Raw genomic sequence first — 26,871 nt, 5'->3', positions numbered from 1 at the left:
CTCGCCGCGCGGCGGCCCACCCCCCCGGCCCCCCAAATAGCCCCCGGCCCCGGGGGGGGGGCGCCCCCCCCCCCCGCCCGGGCCCCCGAACCGGGGCGTTTCCGGGGCCCGCTTCCGTCGTTTCCGCGCGTCAGGCGCGCGTCCACTCCTCGAGTGCCAGGCCCGACTCGTCCTTCTGCCGGGTCACCAGGAGTCCGCCGTCCTCGCCGATCGCCGCGAGGACGATGCGGCCGCGGCCGTCCAGGCACAGGGCCGGGGCGCCGGTCACCACCGGGCCGGTCAGGGTCCAGCTGAGCCCCGTGTCCTCCTGCTCCGTCGGGTACGCGGCGAGCGCGATGCGGCCCGAGGCGTCCCGCTGGGCCAGCAGGGTGCAGTCGACGCCGTCGACCGGGGTGCGCAGCAGCGCGACCGGGCCGGTGCCGCCGGCACCGCCGAGCGACCGCACTCCGGTGTCCGGCCGCCAGGCCCTCAGCTCGCCGGAGTACGCGTTGCGCCAGAAACGGGTGACGCTCGTGGTGCCGGTGGGCAGCGAGGTGAACGTGCCGTCGGCGACCGCCGCGTCCGCGAGGTCCTCGTCGAGCCGGGGGAAGACCGCGCCCGCGGCGTCCTGGCTCCAGCGCAGCACATGGTCGGTGCTGGGCGCGAACACGTCGATGTGACCGGCCTCGTTGACGCCGGCGCCGAGCGTCCCGGTGACGTTGCTGCCCTTGAGGTCGGCCCACTTGGGCTGCCAGCGCACCGGGTTCTGGCTGCGGGAGCTGACGCCGCCGCCCGCGTTGTTGAGGAACACGTGCAGCGAGCCGGCCGCGTCCACGAAGGTGACCGGCACGCCCATCTGCGCGGCGAAGTGCTTGACCCGGGCCACCGGGTAGGGGTTGGCGAGCGGATGCCAGTCGCGCATCGGGCGGCCGGTCTGGTACTGCACGCCGTACACGACGTCCACGTCGAGCAGCCCGTCCGCGCCGGGCAGCCGGCGCAGACCGGTCAGGTACACGTAGCCCTCGGTGCTCTGCACGATCGAGAGGTACGGCACGAGGCCGGGCGCCGGCAGGACGTCGGGGGCGGTCCAGTCCGGTCCGCCGGCGGTGGTCTCGGTCCAGCGCAGCACGCCGCCGTCGACGGGCGCGTACGCGGTGAGCCGGCCGTCCTTGCCGCGGAGCAGCCAGTTCGTGGTGGCCGGGAGCGGGGTCTCCGTGGGGACCCCGGGCTTCAGACCCGCGATGACCTCGCGGGGCGTCCCCGCGGGGACGCCGGAAGCTCCGGAAGCGGTGCCGGACCGCCGCTGTTCGGCTTTGCGCCCCTGTGACCTGCGCGCGGACCAGCCTGCCATGGTCTGCCGACCACCTTCCCTGACACCCTTGAAATCCTGGCGACAATAACATTGGCGGCATGGCCGAGCCGATCCGCCCCATGATCGTCGTCGACGGAGCGAACGTCGTCGGCTCCGTTCCTGGGGGCACCTCCCACGAAGTGGGGGAGGCTGGTGGCGGGACCGCCGCGGTGCGGCCGAGCGGCTGCGCGACTCCCTCGCGGGCCGGGCCGCCGAGGGCCTCGCCGACGTGCCCGGGCCGGTGGAGCTGGTGCTGGTCGTGGAGGGCGCGGCGCGGGGCGTGGAATCGGTGCCGGGGGTGCGGGTGGAGTCCGCCCAGGGCAGCGGCGACGACAGAATCGTGGAGCTGGCGCTGGAGGCCGCGCAGACGGCCGGCCGGCCGTGCGTCGTGGTCACGGCCGACCGGGAGCTGCGGGCGCGGGTGGAACGGCACGGCGCGCGGTGCCTGGGCCCGCGCGCCGTACGGGGCCGGTGACGGCCCGGGGAACCGCCTCGGTACCGCCTAGTACTCCGCGCCGCGGCCCAGCTTGCCGAGGCGGCTGTGGCTGCGCCCGTACAGGAAGTAGACGACGATGCCGATGAGCATCCAGATGGCGAAGCGGAGCCAGGTCTCGCCCGGCAGGTTGAGCATCAGCCACAGCGAGGCTGCGATGGACAGGCACGGCAGCACCGGCACCCACGGGGTGCGGAAGGCGCGGTGCAGGTCGGGGCGGGTGCGGCGGAGCACCATCACGCCGACGGCGACCATCACGAAGGCGAACAGGGTGCCGATGTTCACCAGCGTCGCCAGTTCGTTGATGCTGGTGAAACCGGCCACGATCGCGATGACCACGCCGAGCAGGATGGTCGGCCGGTACGGGGTGCGGAACTTGGGGTGGGTGATGGAGAAGAACCGCGGCAGCAGCCCGTCCCGGCTCATCGCGAAGAACACCCGGGTCTGGCCGAGCAGCAGGATCAGACAGACGGTGGTGAGGCCGACGGCGGCGCCGAAGCTGATCACGCCCGCGTAGAAGGGGTGCCCGACGGCCTTGAAGGCGTCGGCGAGCGGGGCGCTGACGGACAGTTCCGTGTAGTGCTGCATACCGGTGACGACCAGGGCGACGGCCACGTACAGGACGGTGCAGATGAGCAGCGAGCCGAGGATGCCGCGGGGCATGTCGCGCTGCGGCAGCTTGGTCTCCTCGGCGGCGGTGGCCACCACGTCGAAGCCGATGAAGGCGAAGAACACGACGGACGCGGCGGTGAAGATGCCCATCACGCCGAAGTTGGTGGGCTCGTAGCCGAACATCAGCTGGACCATCGGCGCGTCCTCCCAGCCGGCACCGCCCTCCGGGGTCACCGCCGGCGGGATGAACGGGTCGTAGTTGTCGCCCACGATGAAGAACAGGCCCGCGATGATCACGATCATCACGACCGTGACCTTGATCGCCACGACCAGCGCCGTGATCCGGGCGGACAGCTTCATACCCACGACCAGGATCGCGGTGAGCACCAGGACCAGCAGGAAGGCGAGAATGTCGAAGGTGCCGCCCGGTGCGTCCGGTCCTTCCAGCGCTGCTGGTAGATGCCAGTCGACGTTGTCCATCAGGGACCGCACGTAGCCGGACCAGCCGACCGCGACCACCGCCGTGCCGAGCGCGAACTCGAGCACCAGGTCCCAGCCGATGATCCAGGCGGGCAGCTCGCCGATGGAGGCGTACGCGAAGGTGTACGCCGATCCGGCCACCGGGACCGTGGAGGCGAACTCCGCGTAGCACAGGGCGGCCAGCGCGCAGACGATGCCGGCGGCGACGAACGCCAGGGCGGTCGCGGGTCCGGCGTTCTCCTTGGCCACCTTGCCGGTGAGCACGAAGATGCCGGTGCCGATGATGACGCCGACGCCGAAGACGGTCAGATCCCAGGCGGACAGGGATTTCTTCAGTGCGTGCTCGGGTTCCTCGGTGTCCCTGATCGACTGTTCGACCGTTTTGGTCCGGAACAGCGACTGGTTACCGTTCCCGCTCGACTGCTGGTCCACGCTCACCGGCGTACCTCCGTACCCATGGCCGTACGCCCATGATCGAGGCAGACGACCGTACGCGCGCGGCGAGCTGAGCCCCATTCACACGAATGGGCCGGTCGGTACTCCTCCGGAGGAGCCCGACCGGCCCAATGCGCGGGCACGGACGTCAGTCGCGCGCGGGCTCCACGGCGGCCTGCGCGGGGTCGGTGTCGTACCGTCCGTCGAGGCGCGAGACGAGCCCGGTGACCTGGCGCGCGATGTCCGGGGCGGTCAGCCCGATCTCGGCCATGACCTCGGCGCGCGAGGCATGGTCGAGGAACCGCGGCGGGATGCCGAAGTCGCGCAGCGGCACGTCGACGCCCGCGTCGCGCAGCGCCTGGGCGACGGCCGAGCCGACGCCGCCGGCCCGGACGTTGTCCTCGACGGTGACGACGACGCGGTGCCGGGCGGCCAGCGGGGCCATGGCCTCGTCGACCGGCTTGACCCAGCGCGGGTCGACGACGGTGGCGGAGATGCCCTGCTTGTCGAGCAGGTCGGCGATCTCCAGGCACATCGGCGCGAGCGCGCCGACCGAGACGAGCAGGACGTCGGCCGTCTCCTCGCCGGTCTCGCGCAGCACGTCCATGCCGCCGATCCGGCGGACCGCCGGTACGGCCGGGCCGACGGCGCCCTTGGAGAAGCGGACGACGGTCGGGGCGTCGGTGACCTCGACGGCCTCGCGCAGCTGGGCGCGGACCTGCTCGGCGTCACGCGGGGCGGCGAGCCGCAGGCCGGGCACGACCTGGAGGATCGACATGTCCCACATGCCGTTGTGGGAGGCGCCGTCGGTGCCGGTGACGCCGGCCCGGTCGAGGACGAAGGTGACGCCGCACTTGTGCAGCGCCACGTCCATCAGGACCTGGTCGAAGGCACGGTTGAGGAAGGTGGCGTACACCGCGAAGACGGGGTGCAGTCCGCCGGTGGCGAGGCCGGCCGCGGAGACCGCGCCGTGCTGCTCGGCGATGCCGACGTCGAAGACCCGCTCGGGGAAGGCCTTGGCGAACCTGTCCAGGCCGACCGGCTGGAGCATGGCCGCGGTGATCGCGACGATGTCCTCGCGCTCCTTGCCCAGCTCGACCATCTCGTCGGCGAAGACGCCGGTCCAGTCGGCGCCGGAGGCGGAGATCGGCAGCCCGGTGTCCGGGTGGATCTTGCCCACGGCGTGGAAGCGGTCGGCCTCGTCGGAGAGCGCGGGCTGGTAGCCGCGGCCCTTCTGGGTGATGCAGTGCACGATCACCGGGCCGCCGAAGCGCTTGGCGCGGGTGAGCGCGGACTCCAGGGCCTCCATGTCGTGGCCGTCGATGGGGCCGACGTACTTCAGGCCGAGGTCCTCGAACATGCCCTGCGGGGCGATGAAGTCCTTGAGGCCCTTCTTCGCGCCGTGCAGCGTCTCGTACAGCGGCTTCCCGACGACCGGGGTGCGCTCCAGGATGTCCTTGCCGCGGGCGAGGAAGCGCTCGTAGCCGTCGGTGGTGCGCAGGGTGGCCAGGTGGTTGGCGAGGCCGCCGATGGTGGGGGCGTAGGAGCGCTCGTTGTCGTTGACGACGATGACGACCTGGCGGTCCTTCGCGTCGGCGATGTTGTTGAGCGCCTCCCAGGCCATGCCGCCGGTGAGGGCGCCGTCGCCGATGACGGCGACGACGTGGTCGTCCTTCTTCAGGATCTTGTTGGCCTTGGCGAGGCCGTCGGCCCAGCCGAGGACGGTCGAGGCGTGCGAGTTCTCGATGACGTCGTGCTCGGACTCGGCCTGCGAGGGGTAGCCGGACAGGCCGCCCTTCATCTTGAGCCGGGAGAAGTCCTGGCGGCCGGTGAGCAGCTTGTGCACGTAGCTCTGGTGGCCGGTGTCCCACAGGACCCGGTCCTTCGGGGAGTCGAAGACGCGGTGCAGGGCGATGGTCAGCTCGACCACACCGAGGTTGGGGCCGAGGTGGCCGCCGGTCTTGGAGACGGCGTCCACGAGAAACGTCCTGATCTCCGCGGCCAGCTGCTCCAGCTGTTCCGGGGAGAGCCGGTCCAGATCGCGCGGCTCCTTGATACGGGTCAGCAATGCCCGCCCGTCTCCCACCGCCACCCTTGGTGGACGCGCTGCGCGCGGCTGTTCCACCGTGCCTCCTTGCGTTTGAGCTGGTCGAGCTTGCCGATTTTGTCGAGTCTAATGTTCCGCCACGGGCCGGGAGTCCCTGGGCGGGGGTTCCGTGTCACCCGGGTGGCCGACACGCCGGTGCCCCGGGCGGTGGCCCCACTGGTCCGGACGCAGCAGTGCCCGGCGCCGGTTCGCGGCGCCGGGACACTGTGGGGTTCGTTACGTCTGCGCGTCCTTACGCGCGACCGGCGGTCTTCTGGGTGCGCCGGGAGACCGAGTCGATCACGACGGCGGCGAGCAGCACCGCGCCGGTGATCATGTACTGGATCTCGTTGGCCATGCCGATCATGTTCAGGCCCTGCTGGATCGACTGGATCACGATCATGCCCAGGAGTGCCGACCAGACCTTGCCGCGGCCGCCGAAGAGGCTGGTGCCGCCGATCACGGCCGCCGCGATCACCAGCATCAGGGTGTTGCCGGAGCCGAGGCTCTTGGTGGCGCCGCCGGAGAGGCTGGCGACGAACAGGCCGCCGAAGGCGGCGAGCATGCCGGAGAGGCCGAAGACGATGATCCGGACCCGGTCGACGTTGATGCCGGCGCGGCGGGCCGCCTCGGCGCTGCCGCCGACCGCGAAGACCTTGCGGCCGAACAGGGTGCGGCGGGCGACGAAGTCGGCGATCACCAGGACGGCCAGGAACAGGACCAGGGCGAGCGGCAGACCGCGGGCGCCCTCGGGCTCGTTCAGGATGTAGGCGGCGACGAAGCAGAGCACCGCGACGACGCCGGTGCGCAGCAGGATCTCGCCGGTCGGGCGGGCCGGCAGGGCGGCCGCGCGGCGGCGCCGCGAGTCGAGGAACAGCGAGAGCGCGTACGCGAGGACGGCGACCGCGGCCAGGCCGTACGCGGCGGCCTTGTCCTCGAAGTAGTACGCGGTGAGGTTCTCCACGATCGAGCCGCTGGGGGCGTTGATCGAGCCTTCCTTGCCCATCAGCCAGATCTGCAGACCGCTCCAGCCGAGGAAGCCGGCGAGGGTGACCACGAAGGCCGGGACGCCGACCTTGGCGAAGAAGAAGCCGTGCAGCAGGCCGATGACCAGGCCGGAGGCGACCGCCAGCGCAACGGCGAGCACGTCGTTCATGCCGTTGGTGACGTTGAGGACTGCCCAGACGGCCGCGCCGACGCCCGCGACGGAGCCCATCGACAGGTCGATCTCGCCCAGGATCAGGACGAAGACGATGCCGACGGCCATGATGCCGAGGCCGGAGGAGTACACCGCGATGTTGGCGACCGAGCTCGCGGAGAGGAAGTTGGAGTTCTGGGCCTGGAAGACGATCGCGATGGCGATCAGGCCGAGAACGACGGGCAGGGAGCCGAGTTCGCCGCCGCGGATCTTGCGGGTGAACTCGGTCAGGTAGCCCTTGAGTCCCTCCTCGCGGACGAGGAGGCGGGGGTCGACGGCCGGCACGGGGGCGGGGGCCCGGTGGGACGGGGGGGAAGTCTTCTTGGTGACGCTCACAGGACGTCCCCCTTCGCGGCCGTACGGGCCTGCCGGCGGGTCACGGCATTGTCCGTGGCGCCCGTGATGGCGGCGATGATCGTCTCGTGGGAGGTCTCGGCGACGGGGAAGACGCCGTTGTTGCGACCGAGCCGCAGGACGGCGACCTTGTCGGCGACGGCGCGCACGTCGGCCATGTTGTGGCTGATGAGGATGACTCCGTGGCCGCGCTCGCGCAGCCGCTCCACGAGGTCGAGCACCTGGGCGGTCTGCTCGACGCCGAGGGCGGCGGTGGGCTCGTCCAGGATGACGATCTTCGGGTCGCCGATCAGGGCGCGGGCGATGGCCACGACCTGCCGCTGGCCGCCGGAGAGGGCGGCGACGGGTATACGGACCGACGGGATCCGGATGGACAGGGTGTCCAGGAGCTCGCGGGCCCGCTTCTCCATCGCGATCTCGTCGAGGACGGAGGCGGAGCGCAGCTCGCTGCCGAGGAAGAGGTTGGCGACCACGTCGAGGTTGTCGCAGAGCGCGAGGTCCTGGTAGACGGTGGCGACGCCGAGACCGGACGAGTCGTGGGGCTTGGTGATCTGGACCGGGCGGCCCTCCCACTCGATGACGCCCTCGTCGATCGGGTGGACGCCCGAGATCGTCTTGACGAGGGTGGACTTGCCGGCGCCGTTGTCGCCCACGAGGGCCACGACCTCTCCGGCATGGATCTCCAGATCGACGTCGGTGAGCACCTGGACGGCGCCGAACCGCTTGGAGACCCCGCGCAACGCCAGCACGGGCGTAGCGGACACGTGAATCATCTCCTTGCCGCCTGACCGGCGGGGATGAGGGGTGCAGAGGGGGGTGCGAGTCCGGCGGCCCCGCCCCCGCTTGCGGGGCGATGAACGGGGCGGGGTCCGCCGGACCGGTAGGGGGACGGGGGCTACTTGATGCCCGCCGCGTCGCAGGCCGCCTTGTACTGGGCGGTGCAGATCTCGGCGGCCTTGTAGACGCCGTCGGCGACGATCGTGGAGGCGATGTTCTCCTTGGTCACGATCGACGCGTCGTACAGCCGGGCCGGGATGTCCTTGAACTCGCCGGTGAGGCTGGTGACCTTGGTGGGCGTGTACGCCGCGATGTCCTTGCCCTTGAGCAGGGCGACCGCGATCTCGGCGGTCGTCTCGGCCTCGGGCTTGATCTGCTTGTAGATGGTGAAGGACTGCTGGTCCATCAGGATCCGCTGCAGACCCGCGAGTTCGGCGTCCTGGCCGCCGACCGGGACCTTGATGCCCTGCTTGGACAGGGCGGTGATGATGCCGCCTGCCATGCCGTCGTTGGCCGAGTACACGCCCTGGAAGCCCGTCTTGCCCAGGGAGTCGATGGCGGCGCCCATCTTCTTGTTGGCCTCGTCCGGGGACCAGTCCGGGATGTCCTGCTCGTAGACGACCTTCTTGACGCCGGTGTCGAGGACGCTGTGGGCGCCCTTCTTGAACAGCGGGGCGTTCGGGTCGGTCGGCGAGCCGTTGATCATGACAACGTTGGCTTCCTTGGCCTTGGCGCCCAGCGCCTTGACCAGACCCTCGCCCTGGAGGCGGCCGATCTTCTCGTTGTCGTACGAGACGTAGGCGGAGATCGGGCCCTCGGCCAGGCGGTCGTACGCGACGACCTTGACGCCCTTCTTCTCGGCCTGCTGGACCCAGGACTTGGTGGCCTTGTAGTCGACCGAGTCCAGGATGATCACCTTGACGCCCTGGGTGACGAGGGCGTCGAACTGCTTCTTCTGCGTCTCGGTGTCCTGCGCGGCGTTGTTGTACTTGACCTCGCACTCCGAGCAGAGGGCCTTGATCTTCGCCTCGATGATCGGGCGGTCGAAGGTCTCGTAGCGCGTGGTCTTGTTCTCGGGGAGCAGCAGGCCGATGGTCTTGCCGTCGCCCTTGTTCTCCGCACCACCGTCGCCCGCCTTGCCGCAGGCGGCGAGGGAGAGGGCCATGGATACGGCGGCCGTGCCTATGACGACGCGGCGCGTCATTCCGTTCATTGGGGTTGCCTCCCTGACGAGGCCGCGTCCTTGCGGCCGAGGTGGCTGGAAGTCAACTCGGCCGCGGGCTCGGCGTCAAGAAGTGAAACCTTAACGAGATGACAACGACGGCAATCGTTCTCTAAGTGAACGCAAGCGTGGAGGGTCGGCCGGCGGTCGGCGCGGCCCCCGGCAACGCACTCTCCAACAGGGTCGAATCGCCCATTTCACTCAGCACGAGGGCCAGCGCGCCCAGGACTTCGGCACGCTGCCCGAGGGCTCCTGGAGCCACCGAGAGCTGCCGGGCGGCGCTGGGGATCGCGTACCGCGAGACGGAGTCCCTGATGGGCCCCAGAACCAGCTCCCCGGCCTCCGCGAGGTCGCCGCCGAGCACCACCCGGCTGGGGTTGAGCAGATTGCAGAGGTTGGCGACACCGCTGCCGATGTGCCGTCCGACGTCGCCGACCACGCGCCGGCAGCCCGGGTCGCCCTCGCGGGCCAGCTGCACGACCCGTTCCATCGTCAGATCCGGGCCGTGGCTGGACTGGAGCAGCGGCAGCACGTAGCGGGCGGCGGCGAAGGTCTCCAGGCAGCCGCGGTTGCCGCAGCGGCAGACCGGTCCCGACTCGTCCAGGGTGATGTGCCCGATCTCGCCGGCGGTGCCGCCGGGGCCCCGGTAGACCCGGCCGTCTATCACCAGTCCGGCGCCGACGCCGCTGGCGACCTTGATGTACGCGAGGTCCTTCACCCCCCGGCCGCTCCCCCACACCAGCTCGCCGAGCGCGCCGAGGTTGGCGTCGTTGTCGACGTGGACGGGCACGCCGAGCCGGCCGGAGAGCTCCTCGGCGGGGTTGATGCCGGTCCAGCCCGGCAGGATCGAGGTGGAGCCGAGGGTGCCGGAGGACAGGTCGATCGGGCCGGGCACGCCGAGGCCCACCCCGACGACCTTGTCCGGGCCGATGCCGGTGCTCGCGATCAGCCGCGTGACCAGGCGCTCCGCCCGGTCGAAGCCCTCCGCGGAGGAGGCGTCGACGTCCAGCGGCTCGGACTCCTCGGCGAGCACCTGGTGGGCGAGGTTGCCGACGGCGACCCGCAGATGGGTGTGGCCGAAGTCGACGCCGATGACGATGCCGGCGTCGCCGGAGAGGGAGACGCTGCGGGCCCGGCGGCCGCCGGCGGAGGTCGGGGTGACCTCGACCGTGCCGCCGTCCTTCAGTTCTCGCACGATGTTGGAGACCGTGGCGGCGGACAGGCCGGTGGCCCGGGCGATCTCCGCCTGGGTCAGCGATCCGGCCATGCGTACCGCTCGGACGACGCGTTCGAGGTTGGCCCTGTGCAGAGACGTCTGCGACCCGGGAGTCTCCATCGACTCACTCACTCCTGCCGTTATCTCCAACATGTGAAGTCTAAGTCGACGCTTTGGCCTCCGTCCCCGTCAAGACCTGGTGGGTATGGTCTGCGCCCATGACAGAGCCCCGGCGGGGGCTCCCACCGGGGCTCAAGGGGCTGTTTTCGGCCAGGCGGCGCTACTTCAGGGTCGCGGAGGTGAGGCCCGCCTGGACCTGGCGCTGGAAGGAGAGGTACACGACCAGCATCGGGATCATGGCGATCGTCACACCGGCGAAGAGCACCGGCAGGTCGGTCTCGTAGCCCTGCTGCTGCTGGAGCTGGATCAGGCCCTGGGTGAGCACGTACCGCTCGGGGTCGTCGCCGCTCTGCGGCTGCATGAGCACGGTCGGCAGCACGAACTGGTTCCACTGGCCGAGCGTGTTGAAGATCCCGACGCTGAGCAGACCCGGCTTGGCCATCGGCATCATGACCTGGAAGAAGGTCCGGGTGTGCGAGGAGCCGTCGAGCACCGCCGCCTCGAAGACCGCCGTCGGCAGGGTCCGGAAGAAGGCGTGCATGAAGAAGACGGTGAACGGCATCGAGTAGGCGACGTAGACCAGGATCAGACCCTGGTACGTGTTGAGCATCCCGAGCAGCTTCACCATGAAGAACAGCGGGACGAGCGCCAGGAACACCGGGAACATCGCGCCGGCCACGAAGAAGTAGTAGAGGAGCCGGTTGCCCCAGAACTCGTAGCGGGCCAGCACGTACGCGGCCATGGAGCCGAAGAGCATGGTCAGCGGCACCGAGAACACCAGGACGATCACGGTGTTCACGAAGTAGTCGCCGATGCCCTTGGACCAGGCGCGGGTGAAGACGTCGAGGGACCAGTTGGCCGGCCAGCCGAAGGCGGAGCCGGCGATCTGGGAGTCGGTCTTGAAGGAGCTGAGCACCAGCCACAGCAGCGGCAGGACGATCAGCAGCGCCCACAGGGCGAGGAAGCCGTGCGAGAAGACGTTGAGGACGACGCCCTCGGACTGCGGGGCGCCGGAGCCGCCCTTGCGGACCGCGCGCTGCTTCGGGATCGTGCCGCCGCCGGAGGCGGTCTCTTTGGTAAGTGAACTCATCGTGGGCTCTCCCGCTCAGAACTCGATGCGCTCGCGGCGGGTGGCGCGCAGCGTGACCACGGACAGGATCAGGGTGAGCAGCAGCATGATGACGCCCATGGCGCAGGCGTAGCCGCTCTTACCGAAGTAGAGGAAGTTGCGCATCATGACCGTCGACATGGTCTCGGAGGCGTGGTCGGGACCGCCTCCGTAGTCGCCCGAGGTCATGGTGGAGACGAGGACGAACATGTCCATCGCGACGATGCCGAGATAGACCCAGGCGGTCTGCACGGAGTCCCACAGCAGCGGCAGCGTGATCTTGAAGAACGACTGGGCGCGACCGGCGCCGTCGATGAGCGCGGCCTCGTAGATGTCCCGGGGGATGGACTGCATGGCGGCCGAGAAGAGCACCAGATAGAAGCCGACGCCGTGCCAGACGACGACCGCGATCAGCGCCCAGAGGACGAAGTTCGGCTCGTTGAGCCATTCAATCGGCTTGCCCGGGTCGACCAGTCCGAGTTTCGCCAGGAAACCGTTGAGCATGCCGCCGGTGTCGCTGCGGTACACGGCGCCGAAGAGCACCGAGAGAATCGCCAGCGAGAGCACCTGCGGGAAGAAGTAGACGATTTTGTAGAAGCCGGCGCCGGTGACGCCCGCGACGCCGCCGGCCCGGCTCCGGCCGCCCGCGTTCACCATGAAGGCGAAGAACAGCGCGAGCAGGATGGTGATCACCGGGATGAACACCAGGAACAGGATGTTGTGCCAGATGGCCCCGAGGAAGATGTCGTCCTCGAACAGTGCGACGTAATTGTCCAGGCCGACGAACGAGAATTCCTGAGACTGCCCCTTCCAGTCGGTCAGCGAGTAGCCGAAGGTCTGGATGTACGGCCAGATGACGAAGACCAGATAGAGCGCCACGGGGACGAGAAGAAATCCCGTGACGAACTGGTACTGCCCTTTGCGCATGGCGTTCCTGCTCCTGGTGTTCCCGGCGGATGCTGCGGTCGGCGCGCGATCAGTCGCGGCGGTTCTTCTTGGACGCCGGGTCCTTGGCCGCCTTGTCGACCGCGGCCTGCGCCCGCTTCAGCCATTCCGCGGGCTGGATGCGCTTGGCCATCAGCTCGTTGGACGCGTTCTGGATGGCGGTGTCCATCTCGCTGTACCACTCGGTGTAGAGGAACCTGAAGGTGTTGGAGCCGGCCTTCTTGGAGACCTCGACGGTGGACTGGGTGCCGGGGCGCAGCTTGACGCTCGGGTCCACGCCGTCCTGCAGGATGGTGAGGGAGTTCGCCTCCTTGGCGAAGCTCGTCGACCACTCCTTGGACAGCATCAGCCGCATGAACTCCTTCGCCTCGGCGAGGTTCTTGGCCTTGGCGGGGATGATGAACGGCTCGCCGGAGCCGGCGCGGATCGCCTCGTACGGCATGGCGCTGCCGGGCAGCAGCGGCATCGGCATGAACTTCATGTCGAAGTCGGCCGGGGTCTGCTTGAGCTGCTCGTTCTCCAGCCAGGAGCCGCAGGTGATGAACGCGGCCTTGTACTGGTTCCACCGGGTCTGGGACTCGGTGTGGGTCAGGCCGTTGGTGCCGGGCATCAGGTAGCCCTTCTCCACGACCTCGTAGATCGCCTCGACCGCGGCCTTGGCGGCGTCGGAGCCGACGAACGCCTTGGGGTCGAGGTTGTCGATCGCCTTCATGGCGTCCAGGCCGCCCTTCTTGGCGATCAGGTCCATGATGGCGACGTTGATGTAGTACGGGTACTTGCCCTGGTGGGCGAGGCCGCCGATGCCCTGCGCGGTGGCGTCCTTGCAGATGGCGAGGAACTCGTCCCAGGTCTTGGGCTCGGTCCAGCCCTTCTCCTTGAAGAGCTTGCCGGAGTACCACAGGCCCCACACCGTGTAGATGTAGTTGAGGGCGACGACCTTGCCCTCCTGCAGACCCGGGTCGATGGTGCCGGGGATGAGGGTGTCGCGGACCTTCTTGGACGGGTCGTCGACCGACGGCGCGTCGAGGACCTCGGCGAGGTCGAGGAGCTGCCCGTTCTTGTGCAGCACGTCGATCTTGATCTTCTGGGCGCCGGAGTTGTCCACGATGTCCGGCGGGTTGCCGGCGTTGAAGCGCGGCTGGAGCTTTCCGGTGATCTCCTGGGTGCCGGTGTGGGTGGCGGTGACGCCCCATTTCTTGTTGAAGGCGGCTTCCCAGGTCTTGGCGTATTCGTCGCCGTATCCGCCCTTGAACACCACGACGTCGATCTTGCCGCCCTTGGCGACTCCGAACGGATTGTCCTTGGACGTCTGCCCCTTGGGCTTCTTGTCGTCCGCGCCGTCGCCACCGCTGGAGGCGCACGCGGACAGGAAGCTCATCGTCGGTACCGAGATCAGACCGAGTGCGACAGAACGCTTGATCAGATCGCGGCGGCCGAGGCCCTCATTGGTGTGGGCGGAGGTGGATCCCATGCTCAAGTCCTCGCCTTCGTCAGGACTCAGGCGGTGTACCGGTCGCCCGTACTGCTCGCCTGAGGCGAAGGGCCCCGCCACCGCAGTCAATTGCAGCTGGGTTCGTGCAGTCGTGCAGCCGTTCTGCCGTCGTGTGCGGTACGACTGGCCGGACGCCGACAGGTATAGTCCACTTCACGCCAGGAGAGCAAGATCGAAAGCAAGGTTGGTCGGCGGTCTTTCCCGAGTTGAGACCTCCCGGTAAACCCTGACGGTTCATCACATACGGAAGTCCGGTGAACTCCTCCGCGTCGGACGGAGAAAGGCGTGCACCTCCCGTTCGCGCCCCAGCGTCGTTCTCGCGCCGTGTCCCGGCAGGACCACGGTGGCGTCGTCGAGCGGCGCGCAGGCCCGCGCCAGCCCGGCCCGGAGCCGGTGCGCACTGCCGCCGGGACCGTCGGTGCGGCCCAGCGCTCCGGCGAACAGCGCGTCGCCGCCGAGCAGCAGCGACTCGTCGTCCGCGCAGTGCAGCACCACGGATCCGGGGGTGTGTCCGCCCACGTGGACGCTGTGCAGGGTCAGTCCGGCGATCCGGAGGACGCCCCGGTCCGCGGCGAGCGGCCGTACGTCCTCGGGCTCCTCGTCCGGGTGCCCGTCGAGCAGCTCCGGCGGGAAGTCCGCGGGCAGTCCGGCGGCCGGCGCCCCGAGCATGAACCGGTCCTCGGGATGGATGTGCACGGGCACGCCGTAACGGCGTGCGACCGGGACCACGTCCCAGGTGTGGTCGAAGTGCCCGTGGGTGAGGAGCACCGCCTCCGGGACGAGGCGGTGCTCGGCGACGAGTGCGGCGATCCGCCCGGCGGACCGCTGACCGGGGTCGACGATCACGCAGCCCGCCCCCGCGCCGGGGGCGAGCAGATACGCGTGGGTGCCGAACGAGCCCGCGGGGAATCCGAGTACGAGCACGGCCGGCCGCTCAGTACCGGGTGCCGGCGGCGGCGGGCAGGGCGGCCAGTTCGGCGAGGTCCCCGGGGGTGAGGGTCAGGCCCTGCGCCGCGGCGTTCTCCGCCACGCGCCGCGGGTTCTTGGTTCCTGCGAGGGCGACGACGCCCTCGCCCTGGGCGAGCACCCAGGCGATCGAGACCTGCGCGGCCGTGACCCCGCGCCGCTCGGCGACCTTGCGGACCGGGTCGACGACGGCCTGGTTGGCCGCCAGGGCCTCCGGCTGGAAGCGCGGTATGGAGTGCCGGCCGTCCACCGCGGGCAGGTCCTGCGGGGTGCGGTAGCGCCCGGCCAGGAAGCCCCGGCCGAGCGGCGCGTACGCGACGAAGACGATGCCCTCGCGCGTGCAGTGCTCCAGGACGCCGTCCGCGAGCGGCTCACGGCTCCACAGCGACAGCTCGCTCTGGACGCTCGCCACCGGGTGCACGGCGCTCGCCCGCTCGATCTCCTCGACGGTGACCTCGGAGAGGCCGAGCGCGCGGACCTTGCCCTCGGCGACCAGTTCGGCCATCGCACCCCAGGTCTCCTCCAGCGGGACCTCCTCGTCCACGCGGTGCAGCTGGTACAGGTCGACATGGTCGACGCCGAGCCGGCGCAGGCTCGCCTCGCAGGCGCTGCGAAGGTGCTCGGGGCGGCCGTCGCGGTGGCTGCGGAAGGTGGCGGGGTCGTCCACGACGAGGCCGCCCTTGGTGGCGAGGACGAGTTCGTCGCGGCGGCCCTTGATCGCGCGGCCGACCAGTTCCTCGTTGGTGAACGGGCCGTACTGGTCCGCCGTGTCGATCAGCGTGCAGCCGAGGTCGACGGCGCGGTGCACCGCCTCGATCGAGGTCCGCTCGTCGCGGCCGCGCTCGTCGTACCCCCAGGACATCCCCATGCAGCCGAGCCCGACCACGCCGATCTCCGTCGCCTCGCCCCGCCCAAGTGCCGTCGTACGCATGCCTGTTCCCCTTCAGTCGCGTGCAGGTATCAGAACTCTAACTTATGACAGACCTCTGTCTCATGGGTGGGGGATGCGTCATCGGGGTCGTAGCCTGCTGAGGACAGGAACTCCGGGGAAGGATGGCGAGAAGCGATGGCCGACTCACACAAGGACGCCGCGAGCGCCGTGGCCGCGGGCCGGATCGGCCACACCCTCAAGCGCGCCGAACAGGCGCTGATCGGCCGCAAGACGCAGGTGCTCCGCGCGTACGGCCTGACCGTGCCGCAGTACGCGGCGCTGCTGCTGATCGCGCACACGGACGGCATGTCCGCCGCCCAGCTCGCCCGCGAGTGCATGGTCACCCCGCAGACCATGTCGACCGTCCTGACCAATCTGGAGAAGGGCGGCCTGATCGAGCGGCACTCCTCGCCGCTGCACCAGAAGGTCCAGGTCGCCCGGGCCAGCGAGGAGGGACGGGCGGTGCTGCGCAAGGCCGACGAGGCGGCGCTGCGGGTCGAGGGGGCGCTGGCCGAGGCGTTCACGCCGGAGGAACGGGCGGCCTTCGAGGAGTACCTGGAGCGCGCCGTCCGCACCCTGGACGGCCTGGGCTGAGCGGCGCCGGAAACGGCACGAGGGCCGCACCCCCGTCACCGGGGATGCGGCCCTCATGGCCTGTGGCTACCTGCTGCGTCAGCCGCGGATCAGGTTGCGCAGCACGTACTGCATGATGCCGCCGTTGCGGTAGTAGTCCGCCTCACCGGGGGTGTCGATGCGGACGACCGCGTCGAACTCGACACCGGTGTCGGTGGTGACCTTGACCGTGCTCGGGGTGGTGCCCTCGTTCAGCTCCGTGATGCCCGCGATGGAGAAGGTCTCCTCGCCGGTCAGGCCGAGCGAGTCGGCCGACTGGCCGGCCGGGAACTGCAGCGGCAGGACGCCCATGCCGATGAGGTTCGAGCGGTGGATGCGCTCGTACGACTCGGTGATGACGGCCTTGACGCCGAGGAGGGCCGTACCCTTGGCCGCCCAGTCGCGGGACGAGCCGGAGCCGTACTCCTTGCCGCCCAGGATGACCAGCGGGGTGCCGGCGGCCTGGTAGTTCTGCGAGGCGTCGTAGATGAACGACACCGGCGCGTCGGCCTGGGTGAAGTCGCGGGTGTAGCCGCCCTCGGTGCCCGGCGCGATCTGGTTGCGCAGGCGGATGTTGGCGAACGTGCCGCGGATCATGACCTCGTGGTTGCCTCGGCGCGAGCCGTAGGAGTTGAAGTCACGACGCTCCACACCGTGCTCGGTGAGGTACTTGCCGGCCGGGGTGTCGGCCTTGATGGCGCCGGCCGGGGAGATGTGGTCGGTGGTGACCGAGTCGCCCAGCTTGGCCAGGACGCGGGCGCCGGAGATGTCGCCGACCGGGGCCGGGTCCATGGTCATGCCCTCGAAGTACGGGGGCTTGCGGACGTAGGTGGACTCGGCGTCCCACTCGAAGGTGTTGCCGGTCGGGATCGACAGCGCCTGCCACTGGGCGTCGCCGGCGAAGACGTCCTGGTAGGACTTGGAGAACATGTCCTCGCCGATGGCGTTCGCGACGACGTCGTTGACCTCGGCCTCGGAGGGCCAGATGTCCGCGAGGTAGACCGGCTTGCCCTCGGTGTCGATGCCGAGCGCGTCCTTGGTGATGTCCACCTTCATGGAACCCGCGAGGGCGTACGCGACGACCAGCGGCGGGGAGGCCAGGTAGTTCATCTTGACGTCGGGGTTGATCCGACCCTCGAAGTTACGGTTGCCCGAGAGCACCGACGTCACGGCCAGGTCGTGGTCGTTGACGGCCTTGGAGACCTCCTCCGGCAGCGGGCCGGAGTTGCCGATGCAGGTGGTGCAGCCGTAGCCGACGAGGTTGAAGCCGACCTTGTCGAGGTACGGGGTGAGGCCCGCCTTGTCGAAGTAGTCGGTAACGACCTTCGAGCCCGGGGCGAGGGTGGTCTTGACCCACGGCTTGCGGGTCAGGCCCTTCTCCACGGCCTTCTTCGCGACCAGCGCGGCGGCGACCATGACGTACGGGTTCGAGGTGTTGGTGCACGAGGTGATCGCGGCGACGGTGACGGCGCCGTGGTCGATCTCGTAGGTGGAGCCGTCGGGGGCGGTCACGGTGACCGGCTTCGACGGGGCGCCGTTCGGGTGGTTCACCGGGGCGTCGGAGGCCGGGAAGGACTCGAGGCCCGCCTCGTCGGCGGCGGTGACGTAGTTGCGCACGTCCTGGGCGAACTGCGCGGCGGCGTTAGCGAGGACGATACGGTCCTGCGGGCGCTTCGGGCCGGCGATGGACGGGACGACCGTGGAGAGGTCGAGCTCCAGCTTCTCGGAGAAGTCCGGCTCGGCGGACGGGTCCAGCCAGAGGCCCTGCTCCTTGGCGTACGCCTCGACGAGCGCGACCTGCTGCTCGGAGCGGCCGGTGAGCTTGAGGTAGTTCAGGGTCTCGTCGTCGATCGGGAAGATCGCGGCGGTGGAGCCGAACTCCGGCGACATGTTGCCGATGGTGGCGCGGTTCGCGAGGGAGGTGGCGGCGACGCCCTCACCGTAGAACTCGACGAACTTGCCGACGACGCCGTGCTTGCGCAGCATCTCGGTGATGGTCAGCACCAGGTCGGTGGCGGTGGTGCCGGTGGGCAGCTCGCCGGTCAGCTTGAAGCCGACGACGCGCGGGATCAGCATGGAGACCGGCTGGCCGAGCATGGCGGCCTCGGCCTCGATGCCGCCGACGCCCCAGCCGAGCACACCGAGGCCGTTGACCATGGTGGTGTGCGAGTCGGTGCCGACGAGGGTGTCCGGGTACGCCTGGCCATTGCGGACCATGACGGTACGGGCCAGGTGCTCGATGTTCACCTGGTGGACGATGCCGGTGCCCGGCGGGACGACCTTGAAGTCGTCGAAGGCGGTCTGGCCCCAGCGCAGGAACTGGTACCGCTCCTTGTTGCGGCCGTACTCCAGCTCCACGTTCTGCGCGAACGCGTCGTTGGTGCCGAACTTGTCGGCGATGACGGAGTGGTCGATGACCATCTCGGCCGGGGAGAGCGGGTTGATCTTCGCCGGGTCGCCACCGAGCGCTGCGACGGCCTCACGCATGGTCGCGAGGTCCACGACACAGGGAACGCCGGTGAAGTCCTGCATGATCACGCGGGCGGGCGTGAACTGGATCTCCTGGCTCGGCTGGGCCTGGGAGTCCCAGCCGCCCAGGGCCCGGATGTGGTCGGCGGTGATGTTCGCGCCGTCCTCGGTGCGGAGCAGGTTCTCCAGCAGAACCTTAAGGCTGTAGGGGAGCCGGGCAGAGCCCTCGACCTTGTCCAGGCGGAAGATCTCGTACGACTCGTCGCCCACGCGCAGCGTGCTGCGGGCGTCGAAGCTGTTCGCCGACACGACAGTCTCCTTCATCAAAGTGCGCGTACTACCGTCATGCTGCCGCCACGACTCCTCGCCGGTCCGCTAAGGTAAGACTTAGTTAGGTAACCCTTACCGGGGTGGCGGCTGCGGTGCGCCGTAAGCAGTTATCTCGATGTCGAGATAACTCTAGTGCATCCCCGCCTCGCGGTCATGCCCGGCACGCCCTCGATGCGGCCGACGCGCCACGCCGAAAGCGGAGAAACGGGACCCAATCGAGGCACACTCGACAACGCGGACCGGGGGACCTCACCCCCCGCCATCGGGCCGACTTTCGTCCCATTTCACCCGGTTGACGCACCATCAACGTCAGCCTCATCTCATATCTGAGATAACCTGCGGCCATGGCAGACGATTACCTCGTACGCATCGGCAAGCTCATCCGTGACGCGCGTCAGCATCGCGGCTGGACACAGACCCAGCTCGCGGAGGCCCTGGCCACCAGCCAGAGTGCAGTGAACCGGATCGAACGCGGCAACCAGAACATCAGCCTTGAGATGATCGCCCGCATCGGCGAGGCGCTCGACAGCGAGATCGTCTCCCTCGGCTACGCCGGCCCGATGCATCTGCGAGTCGTCGGCCGCCGCCGCCTCTCCGGCGCCATCGACGTCAAGACCAGCAAGAACGCCTGCGTGGCCCTGCTCTGCGCCTCGCTGCTCAACAAGGGCCGCACGGTGCTGCGCCGCGTCGCCCGCATCGAAGAGGTCTTCCGGCTGCTGGAGGTGCTCAACTCCATCGGCGTGAAGACCCGTTGGATCAACGACGGGGTCGACCTCGAGATCGTGCCGCCGGCCGAGCTCGACATGGAGGCCATCGACGCCGAGGCCGCGATCCGCACCCGCTCCATCATCATGTTCCTCGGCCCGCTGCTGCACCGCATGGACCGCTTCAAGCTGCCGTACGCCGGCGGCTGCGACCTCGGCACGCGCACCATCGAGCCGCACATGATCGCGCTGCGCCGCTTCGGCCTGGACGTCACGGCGACCGAGGGCCTGTACCACGCACAGGTCGAGCGCACGGTCTCCCCCGGCCGTCCGATCGTCCTGACCGAGCGCGGCGACACCGTGACCGAGAACGCGCTCCTGGCGGCCGCCCGCCACGACGGCGCGACGGTCATCCGCAACGCCTCCTCCAACTACATGGTCCAGGACCTCTGCTTCTTCCTGGAGGCGCTGGGCGTCCGCGTCGAGGGCATCGGCACCACGACTCTGACCGTCCACGGCGTCCCGGACATCGACATGGACGTCGACTACTCCCCGTCGGAGGACCCGGTCGAGGCGATGAGCCTCCTGGCCGCGGCAGTGGTCACGGAGTCGGAACTCACGATCCGCCGCGTCCCCATCGAGTTCATGGAGATCGAGCTCGCGGTCCTGGAGGAGATGGGCCTCGACCACGACCGCTCCCCCGAGTACCCGGCGGACAACGGCCGCACCCGCCTGGTCGACCTCACGGTCCGCCCCTCCAAGCTCGAAGCCCCGATCGACAAGATCCACCCCATGCCGTTCCCGGGCCTGAACATCGACAACGTCCCGTTCTTCGCCGCCATCGCGGCGGTGGCCCAGGGCAAGACCCTGATCCACGACTGGGTCTACGACAACCGCGCGATCTACCTCACCGACCTCAACCGCCTCGGCGGCCGCCTCCAACTCCTGGACCCCCACCGCGTCCTGGTGGAGGGCCCCACCCGCTGGCGCGCCGCCGAAATGATGTGCCCCCCGGCCCTACGCCCCGCCGTCGTCGTCCTGCTGGCCATGATGGCCGCCGAGGGCACCTCGGTCCTCCGCAACGTCTACGTCATCAACCGCGGCTACGAGGAACTGGCGGAGCGGCTGAACTCGGTGGGCGCGCAGATCGAGATCTTCCGGGACATCTGAGGAAACCCGCGCATGGGCTCACCCCGCCGGTGGGCCCATGCCGCCCTTGAGGCGTTCTATGTCGGAGGGGCGGACCTTGATGGCGAAGATGGAGATGATGAGGGCGACCACGGCGAAGGCGGCGGCGATGATGAAGCCGGCCGAGACGCCTGCGGTGAGGACCTCGTCGCCCCAGGGGGGTGGCAGTACGCCGGTCTGCGCGAACTGGGCCTTCTCCAGGGGGGTGGCCTGGGCGAGGAAGGCCGGGATCTGGTCCTCGGCCTCGTTGCGGCTGACCGTGCCGAAGACGGTGACCAGGATCGACAGGCCCAGCGAACCGCCCACCTGCTGGGTCGCGTTCAGCAGGCCGGACGCGGCGCCAGCCTCCTGCGGCTCGACGTTGGACAGGGCCATCAGGGTCAGCGAGACGAACATCAGGCCCATGCCCGCGCTGAACACCAGCATCGGGCCGAGGATGGAACCCGCGTACGTGGAGTGGACGTCGGTCAGCGTCAGCCAGGAGAGGCCGGCCGCGAGGCACAGCGAGCCCAGCACCATGAAGGGTTTCGGCCCGAACCTTGGCAGGAGCTGCGAGGTGAAGCCCGCCGCCACCGCGATGACCGCGCTCACCGGCAGGAACGCCAGCCCCGCCTCCAGTGGGCTGAAGCCGAGCACCTGTTGCACGAACAGGGTGAGGAAGAAGAACATGCCGAAGATCGCCGCGGCGAGGCAGAGCATCATCCCGTAGGTGCCCGCTCTGTTCCGGTCGGCGAACATGTGCAGGGGCGTGATGGGCTGCCGCGAGCGCTGCTCGATCAGGACGAACGCGACCAGCAGGACCACCGCCACGCCGAACGACGTCAGGGTGAGCGGGTCCCGCCAGCCCTCCTGGGCGGCGCGGATGAAGCCGTACACCAGCGCCACCATGCCCAGGGTGGACGTCAGCGCGCCCATGAAGTCGAAGCGGCCGGGATGCCGTTCGGACTCCTTCACATGGCGCGGGGTGAGGAAGGCGATGAGCAGGGCGATGGGTACGTTGACGAAGAAGATCCAGCGCCAGTCGAGCCATTCGACGAGGATGCCGCCGGCCAGCAGGCCGATCGCGCCGCCGCCGGCCGAGACGCCCGCGAACACGCCGAAGGCCCGGTTGCGTTCGGGCCCTTCGTCGAAGTTCGTGGTGATGAGGGAGAGCGAGGTCGGCGAGGCGATCGCTCCACCGACGCCCTGGAGGGCTCGGGCGGCGAGCAGTTGCCAGCTGGTCTGGGCGACGCCGCAGAGCAGGGACGCGAGGCCGAAGAGCAGCACGCCGAAGATGAAGACCCGGCGGCGGCCGAGGATGTCGCCCGCTCGTCCGCCGAGCAGCAGCAGTCCGCCGAAGGTCAGCGTGTAGGCGTTGACCACCCAGGACAGGTTGGTGGTCGAGAAGTCGAGAGCGCTCTGGATGTGCGGGAGCGCGATGTTCACGATCGTGATGTCGAGGACGACCATCAGTTGACAGGAGGCGATCACGAAGAGCGCAATGCCCTTTCCGTCGCCCTTCTTCGGGGCGGCGGCCTGTGCGGGTGTCTTCGGCTGGGGATGAGTCATGGCGCATCGCGCCCTCACGTGAGGGTCCCGTGGGCCGGTCAGTCCACCCCTCGAAAATAAGCCCCGCGTCAGGGGCTCACCAGTCGATCAAGAACGCGGTACGACCCGCTCCGCGACGAACGCGCGCAGCGCCGAGGTGAGCTGTTCCGGCTGGTCCTCCGCGATCAGGGTGCGGCTGTCCTCGATCTCCGACAGCCGCCCCTGCGGGAGGAGTTCGGCCAGTCTCCGGCCGTGTTCGCGGGGCATCATCAGGTCGTCGACCGCCCAGACGACGAGCGCGGGACGGTCGAACGTCCGCAGGCCCTCGGCCGCTTCGAGCAGTTCGGTGCGGCGCACGGCGAGGTTGTAGCGGCGGAAGTCGGCGCGTACCTCCGCGTTCTGCCGCAGCGGGGCGAGCCAGCCGTCGACGACCGCGTCAGGCACCGGCCGCCGGGTGAGCGCGCCGATGCCGACGGGCAGCCGGCGCAGGGCCTTCAGGCCGAGGACGCGCGCCATCAGGGCCACCCCGCCGGGCGCCCTGCAGGCGAGGGCGATCATCTTGCCGGGTACCCCGGGCGGGTAGTTGTCGAAGGCCTCGCAGGAGATGAGGACGAGGCCGGCGAGCCGCTCGGGGTGCTTCGCCGCGACGCTCTGTGCGCGGCCGCAGTCGCTCTCGACGAGGGTCACGTCGTGGAGGTCCAGGCGCTCCAGGAACTCCGCGATCAGCTCGACGACGCTGTCCGGCGAGAGCGGCACGTCGGGCTTCATGGCGATGCGGTGCGAACCGTACGGGAGGGTGGGCGCGAGGACCCGGTGGTCGGTGCGCAGGCCGGCGATCACGTGCCGCCAGACGGTGGCGTCGTGGACGAGGCCGTGGAGCAGGACGACCACGGGGCCGGGGCCGCCGGTGTCCTCGTACGCGACGGTCCCCGCGGTGAGCTCGATCTCCGGCACTCCCGCCCCTCCCTCTCAGTCCACCACGGCGAAGCCGTCGAGCTCCACGCGGGCCTGTTCGTCCCACAACCGTACGACACCGATCACGGCCATCGCCGGGTAGTCCCTTCCCGCCAACTGCCGCCAGATGCGGCCGAGTTCGGCGGCGTGGGTGCGGTACTCGGCGACGTCCGTCGCGTACACGGTGACCCGTGCCAGGTCGGCGGGGGCGCCGCCGGCGTGGCGGAGGGCGGTGAGGAGGTTGGTGAGGGCGGTGGTGAACTGGTCGGGGAGGGTCTCGCCGACCACCTTGCCGTCGGCGTCCAGGGCCGTCTGGCCCGCCAGGAAGACCAGCCGGGAGCCGGTGGCCGTGACGGCGTGCGAGAAGCCGGTGGGCGGGGAGAGCGCGGCGGGGTTGTGGCGGTGCAGGCTCATGCGCGGGCCTCCTCGGCCGTCGGGGCGGCGTGCCGCTTGTACAGCTCCTTCGCGATGATCGTGCGCTGCACCTCGGTGGCGCCCTCGTAGATCCTCGGCGCGCGCACCTCGCGGTAGAGGTGTTCGAGCAGGTGGCCGCGTTGCAGGGCGCGGGCGCCGTGCAGCTGGACGGCGCCGTCGACGACGTACTGCGCGGTCTCGGTGGCCAGCAGCTTCGCCATCGCGGACCGCCGGGGGACGTCCGGCGCGCCGGAGTCGTACGCCGCGGCCGCCGCGTACACCAGGAGGCGGGCGGCCTCGGTGCGGGTGGCCATCTCGGCGACCTGGTGGGCGACGGCCTGGAGGTCGGCGAGGACGCCGCCGAAGGCGGTGCGGCCGGCGGTGTGGGCGAGGGTCGCGTCGAGCGCGGCCTGGGCCATGCCGACGGCGAAGGCGCCGACGCTGGGCCGGAAGAGGTTCAGGGTGTTCATGGCGACCCGGAAGCCGCGGTCGGGCTCGCCGAGGAGGTCGTCGGGGCCGACGGGCACGCCGTCGAAGGCGAGGGCGCCGATGGCGTGCGGGCTGAGCATGTCGAGGGGTTCGCCGGTGAGGCCGGGGCGGTCGGCGGGGACGAGGAAGGCCGTCACGCCGCGGGCTCCGGCGCCGGGCGTCGTGCGGGCGAAGACGGTGTAGAAGTCGGCCTCGGGGGCGTTGGAGATCCAGCGTTTCTCGCCGGTCAGCCGCCAGCCGCCGGACCCGTCCGGCGCGGCGTCCAGGGCCAGCGCGGCGGCGTCCGAGCCCGCCTCCGGCTCGGACAGGGCGAAGGCGGCGACGGCGCGGCCGGCGGCGACCTCGGGCAGCCAGCGGTCCCGCTGTTCTTCCGTACCCGCCGAGGCCACCGGATGGGCGCCGAGGCCCTGGAGGGCGAGCGCGGTCTCGGCCTCCGTGCAGGCCGTCGCCAGCGATTCCCGCAGCAGGCAGAGCTCCAGCGCACCGGCAGTGAACAGCCGTTCCAGGAGTCCGAGTTCACCGAGGGCGGCGATCAGGGGCCGGTTCACACGGCCGGGCTCGCCCTTCTCGGCGAGCGGGCGGAGCCGGTCCGCGGCCAGGGCGCGCAGCGCGGCGCACCAGTCGACATGTGCCGGATCGAGCGAGAATTCGGGCATTCTGGCCCCCACTTCCGTCGCGTCGGTCGGATCTCCCACCGCATCACCGGTCTATCGCGCAATCACTGTCTATCGCGCACCGTTGACTGTCGTCACCATCACGATACGCTCGTTGGGCGACCCCACCACGACAAGGGGCGAAAACCATGGAGCTGACACCCTCGGCGCACCAGGACACCTTCACCCGCGACCATCTGCCGCCCGCCGGGCAGTGGCCGGAACTGCACTTCGATCTGCCCGAGCTGCGCTATCCGGAGCAGCTCAACTGCGGGACCGAACTCCTCGACCGCACCACGGAGCGCTTCGGCGCCGGCCGGCCGGTCTTCCGCGACGCGGCCGGCGCCGTCTGGACGTACGGCGAGCTACGCGAACGGGTGAGCCGGATCGCCCATGTGCTCGACCACGACCTCGGCGTCCGCCCCGGCAACCGGGTGCTGCTGCGCGGCCCGACCACGCCGTGGCTGGCGGCCTGCTGGCTGGCCGTGATGAAGGCCGGCGCGGTGGCCGTCACCGTGCTGGCCCAGCAGCGGCCCGGGGAACTGGCCGTGATGTGCGAGATGGCCCGGGTCACGCACGCGCTGTGCGACGTGCGCAGCGTCGACGACCTGGTGAAGGCGGAGGTGCCCGGGCTGCGGGTCACCGCCTTCGGCGGCGACGCGCCGGACGACCTGCTGTCCCTGGCGATCGGCAAGCCGCAGACGTACGAGGCCGTGCCGACGGCCGCGGACGACGTGGCGCTGATCGCCTTCACCTCCGGGACGACCGGGCGGCCCAAGGGCTGCATGCACTTCCACCGGGACGTCCTCGCGATCGCGGACACCTTCTCCGCGCAGGTGCTGCGGCCCGGCCCGGACGACGTGTTCGCGGGCAGCCCGCCGCTCGGTTTCACCTTCGGGCTCGGCGGGCTGGTGGTCTTCCCGATGCGGGCCGGGGCGAGCGCCCTGCTGCTCGAACAGGCCGGGCCGCGGCAGCTGCTCGAAGCGGTCGCGAAGCACCGGGTGAGCGTGCTGTTCACCGCGCCCACCGCGTACCGGGTGATGCTCGACGAGATGAACGGGCACGACCTCGGCTCGCTGCGCCGCTGCGTCTCGGCCGGCGAGAACCTGCCGGCCGCGACCTGGGAGGCGTGGCGGGACCGGACCGGGCTGCGGCTGATCAACGGGATCGGTGCGACCGAGCTGCTGCACATCTTCATCTCGGCCGCCGAGGGCGACATCCGCCCCGGCACCACCGGCGTCCCCGTCCCCGGCTGGCAGGCCAGGGTCGTCGACGCGGCCGGCGAGCCGGTCCCGGACGGCGAGGAGGGCCTGCTCGCGGTCCGCGGCCCGGTGGGCTGCCGCTATCTCGCGGACCCGCGGCAGACCGAGTACGTGCGCGACGGCTGGAACCTCACCGGCGACACGTACGTCCGCGATCCGGACGGATACTTCCGCTATGTGGCCCGGGCCGACGACATGATCGTCTCCGCCGGGTACAACATCGCCGGACCCCAGGTCGAGGAGGCGCTGCTGGCCCATCCGGACGTGCTGGAGGCGGCGGTCGTGGGCCGGCCGGACGAGCTGCGCGGCCAGATCGCGGTGGCGTACGCGGTGCTGCGGGACGGGGTACCCGGGGACACCCGGACGGCGGACGCGCTGCGCGACTTCGTGAAGACCCGGCTCGTACCGTACAAATGCCCCCGCGAAATCGTCTTCCTGGACGCCCTGCCGCGTACGGCGACGGGGAAGCTGCAGCGCTACCGGCTGCGCGATCTAGAGTGATCG

General features: G+C 70.1%; 20 protein-coding genes and 1 pseudogene. 4 read left to right on the top strand and 17 right to left on the bottom strand.

The features are described from left to right. Positions 1-130 precede the first annotated feature (130 nt). On the bottom strand, positions 131-1,330 hold the full coding sequence (locus ACGFMM_RS27035; RefSeq protein ID WP_393649052.1) for a hypothetical protein: 1,200 nt from the start codon (positions 1,328-1,330) through the stop codon (positions 131-133). A gap of 59 nt (positions 1,331-1,389) precedes the next feature. On the opposite strand from ACGFMM_RS27035, the pseudogene ACGFMM_RS27030 reads away from it, so the two are divergent. Continuing rightward, a pseudogene (locus ACGFMM_RS27030) lies at positions 1,390-1,805 on the top strand (NTP pyrophosphohydrolase). Between the two features lie 27 nt (positions 1,806-1,832). Here ACGFMM_RS27030 and ACGFMM_RS27025 read toward each other — a convergent pair. From ACGFMM_RS27025 to ACGFMM_RS26975, 11 genes are all read right to left on the bottom strand, one after another. Then, positions 1,833-3,353 carry an amino acid permease gene (locus ACGFMM_RS27025; RefSeq protein ID WP_393649051.1) on the bottom strand — a complete coding sequence of 507 codons (1,521 nt, stop codon included), beginning with the start codon at positions 3,351-3,353 and terminating at the stop codon, positions 1,833-1,835. A 145-nt stretch (positions 3,354-3,498) separates the two neighbouring features. Beyond that, entirely contained in the window at positions 3,499-5,418 is a 1,920-nt protein-coding gene (gene dxs / locus ACGFMM_RS27020) for a 1-deoxy-D-xylulose-5-phosphate synthase (RefSeq protein ID WP_393649050.1), read from the bottom strand. Between the two features lie 271 nt (positions 5,419-5,689). Next, complete coding sequence (locus ACGFMM_RS27015) at positions 5,690-6,970, bottom strand: sugar ABC transporter permease (RefSeq protein WP_393649049.1); 1,281 nt, start codon at positions 6,968-6,970, stop codon at positions 5,690-5,692. Next, complete coding sequence (locus ACGFMM_RS27010) at positions 6,967-7,761, bottom strand: ATP-binding cassette domain-containing protein (RefSeq protein WP_393649048.1); 795 nt, start codon at positions 7,759-7,761, stop codon at positions 6,967-6,969. The genes ACGFMM_RS27015 and ACGFMM_RS27010 overlap by 4 nt, the downstream gene beginning before the upstream one ends. 122 nt (positions 7,762-7,883) lie before the next feature. Further along, a complete protein-coding gene (locus ACGFMM_RS27005; protein WP_393649047.1) occupies positions 7,884-8,978 on the bottom strand; it encodes a sugar ABC transporter substrate-binding protein in 1,095 nt (364 codons plus the stop codon). A 121-nt stretch (positions 8,979-9,099) separates the two neighbouring features. Next, the gene (locus ACGFMM_RS27000; protein WP_393649046.1) at positions 9,100-10,323 is read right to left on the bottom strand and encodes an ROK family protein; all 1,224 of its coding nucleotides are present in this window, start codon (positions 10,321-10,323) and stop codon (positions 9,100-9,102) included. A gap of 160 nt (positions 10,324-10,483) precedes the next feature. After that, positions 10,484-11,413, bottom strand: a complete 930-nt coding sequence (locus tag ACGFMM_RS26995) for a carbohydrate ABC transporter permease (protein WP_393649045.1) — start codon at positions 11,411-11,413, stop codon at positions 10,484-10,486. 15 nt (positions 11,414-11,428) lie between these two features. Continuing rightward, the gene (locus ACGFMM_RS26990) at positions 11,429-12,358 is read right to left on the bottom strand and encodes a carbohydrate ABC transporter permease (RefSeq protein WP_393649044.1); all 930 of its coding nucleotides are present in this window, start codon (positions 12,356-12,358) and stop codon (positions 11,429-11,431) included. A 49-nt stretch (positions 12,359-12,407) separates the two neighbouring features. Further along, positions 12,408-13,847 (bottom strand): N-acetylglucosamine/diacetylchitobiose ABC transporter substrate-binding protein, encoded by a 1,440-nt coding sequence (gene ngcE, locus ACGFMM_RS26985; RefSeq protein WP_393649043.1) that lies wholly within the window; start codon positions 13,845-13,847, stop codon positions 12,408-12,410. Between the two features lie 258 nt (positions 13,848-14,105). Next, positions 14,106-14,792, bottom strand: a complete 687-nt coding sequence (locus ACGFMM_RS26980; RefSeq protein ID WP_393649042.1) for an MBL fold metallo-hydrolase — start codon at positions 14,790-14,792, stop codon at positions 14,106-14,108. A 10-nt stretch (positions 14,793-14,802) separates the two neighbouring features. Then, on the bottom strand, positions 14,803-15,765 hold the full coding sequence (locus ACGFMM_RS26975; protein ID WP_393649041.1) for an aldo/keto reductase: 963 nt from the start codon (positions 15,763-15,765) through the stop codon (positions 14,803-14,805). Positions 15,766-15,900: 135 nt separating this feature from the next. Here ACGFMM_RS26975 and ACGFMM_RS26970 point away from each other — a divergent pair, with 135 nt between their 5' ends. After that, on the top strand, positions 15,901-16,359 hold the full coding sequence (locus tag ACGFMM_RS26970) for a MarR family winged helix-turn-helix transcriptional regulator (RefSeq protein WP_393649040.1): 459 nt from the start codon (positions 15,901-15,903) through the stop codon (positions 16,357-16,359). 78 nt (positions 16,360-16,437) lie between these two features. Here ACGFMM_RS26970 and acnA read toward each other — a convergent pair whose 3' ends face one another. Then, a complete protein-coding gene (gene acnA, locus ACGFMM_RS26965; RefSeq protein WP_393649039.1) occupies positions 16,438-19,155 on the bottom strand; it encodes an aconitate hydratase AcnA in 2,718 nt (905 codons plus the stop codon). 365 nt (positions 19,156-19,520) lie between these two features. Between acnA and ACGFMM_RS26960 the strand changes: the two genes are divergently transcribed. After that, complete coding sequence (locus tag ACGFMM_RS26960; RefSeq protein WP_393649038.1) at positions 19,521-21,050, top strand: helix-turn-helix domain-containing protein; 1,530 nt, start codon at positions 19,521-19,523, stop codon at positions 21,048-21,050. Between the two features lie 18 nt (positions 21,051-21,068). Here ACGFMM_RS26960 and ACGFMM_RS26955 read toward each other — a convergent pair whose 3' ends face one another. From ACGFMM_RS26955 to ACGFMM_RS26940, 4 genes are all read right to left on the bottom strand, one after another. Next, positions 21,069-22,616 carry an MFS transporter gene (locus ACGFMM_RS26955; RefSeq protein ID WP_393649037.1) on the bottom strand — a complete coding sequence of 516 codons (1,548 nt, stop codon included), beginning with the start codon at positions 22,614-22,616 and terminating at the stop codon, positions 21,069-21,071. 87 nt (positions 22,617-22,703) lie between these two features. Continuing rightward, positions 22,704-23,549 carry an alpha/beta fold hydrolase gene (locus ACGFMM_RS26950; RefSeq protein ID WP_393649036.1) on the bottom strand — a complete coding sequence of 282 codons (846 nt, stop codon included), beginning with the start codon at positions 23,547-23,549 and terminating at the stop codon, positions 22,704-22,706. 15 nt (positions 23,550-23,564) lie between these two features. Then, on the bottom strand, positions 23,565-23,963 hold the full coding sequence (locus tag ACGFMM_RS26945; protein WP_393649035.1) for a RidA family protein: 399 nt from the start codon (positions 23,961-23,963) through the stop codon (positions 23,565-23,567). After that, positions 23,960-25,108, bottom strand: a complete 1,149-nt coding sequence (locus ACGFMM_RS26940) for an acyl-CoA dehydrogenase family protein (RefSeq protein WP_393649034.1) — start codon at positions 25,106-25,108, stop codon at positions 23,960-23,962. The genes ACGFMM_RS26945 and ACGFMM_RS26940 overlap by 4 nt, the downstream gene beginning before the upstream one ends. Before the next feature lie 146 nt (positions 25,109-25,254). On the opposite strand from ACGFMM_RS26940, the gene ACGFMM_RS26935 reads away from it, so the two are divergent. Next, positions 25,255-26,868, top strand: a complete 1,614-nt coding sequence (locus ACGFMM_RS26935) for an AMP-binding protein (protein ID WP_393649033.1) — start codon at positions 25,255-25,257, stop codon at positions 26,866-26,868. Positions 26,869-26,871 lie beyond the last annotated feature (3 nt).

The sequence above is a fragment of the Streptomyces sp. NPDC048604 genome (assembly GCF_043199435.1).
Classification (GTDB): Bacteria; Actinomycetota; Actinomycetes; order Streptomycetales; family Streptomycetaceae; genus Streptomyces.
The sequence above is the reverse complement of the archived record's forward strand: the minus strand, read 5'-3'. Positions and strand labels throughout refer to the sequence as shown.

Excerpts from the sequence above, each read along its gene's own strand:
- ACGFMM_RS27035 (WP_393649052.1), bottom strand. The coding sequence starts at position 1,330 with ATGGCAGGCTGGTCCGCGCGCAGGTCACAGGGGCGCAAAGCCGAACAG.
- ACGFMM_RS27010 (WP_393649048.1), bottom strand. The coding sequence starts at position 7,761 with ATGATTCACGTGTCCGCTACGCCCGTGCTGGCGTTGCGCGGGGTCTCC.
- ACGFMM_RS27005 (WP_393649047.1), bottom strand. The coding sequence starts at position 8,978 with ATGAACGGAATGACGCGCCGCGTCGTCATAGGCACGGCCGCCGTATCC.
- ACGFMM_RS27000 (WP_393649046.1), bottom strand. The coding sequence starts at position 10,323 with ATGGAGACTCCCGGGTCGCAGACGTCTCTGCACAGGGCCAACCTCGAA.
- ACGFMM_RS26995 (WP_393649045.1), bottom strand. The coding sequence starts at position 11,413 with ATGAGTTCACTTACCAAAGAGACCGCCTCCGGCGGCGGCACGATCCCG.
- ACGFMM_RS26990 (WP_393649044.1), bottom strand. The coding sequence starts at position 12,358 with ATGCGCAAAGGGCAGTACCAGTTCGTCACGGGATTTCTTCTCGTCCCC.
- ngcE (WP_393649043.1), bottom strand. The coding sequence starts at position 13,847 with ATGGGATCCACCTCCGCCCACACCAATGAGGGCCTCGGCCGCCGCGAT.
- ACGFMM_RS26975 (WP_393649041.1), bottom strand. The coding sequence starts at position 15,765 with ATGCGTACGACGGCACTTGGGCGGGGCGAGGCGACGGAGATCGGCGTG.
- ACGFMM_RS26970 (WP_393649040.1), top strand. The coding sequence starts at position 15,901 with ATGGCCGACTCACACAAGGACGCCGCGAGCGCCGTGGCCGCGGGCCGG.
- ACGFMM_RS26960 (WP_393649038.1), top strand. The coding sequence starts at position 19,521 with ATGGCAGACGATTACCTCGTACGCATCGGCAAGCTCATCCGTGACGCG.
- ACGFMM_RS26955 (WP_393649037.1), bottom strand. The coding sequence starts at position 22,616 with ATGACTCATCCCCAGCCGAAGACACCCGCACAGGCCGCCGCCCCGAAG.
- ACGFMM_RS26945 (WP_393649035.1), bottom strand. The coding sequence starts at position 23,963 with ATGAGCCTGCACCGCCACAACCCCGCCGCGCTCTCCCCGCCCACCGGC.
- ACGFMM_RS26940 (WP_393649034.1), bottom strand. The coding sequence starts at position 25,108 with ATGCCCGAATTCTCGCTCGATCCGGCACATGTCGACTGGTGCGCCGCG.
- ACGFMM_RS26935 (WP_393649033.1), top strand. The coding sequence starts at position 25,255 with ATGGAGCTGACACCCTCGGCGCACCAGGACACCTTCACCCGCGACCAT.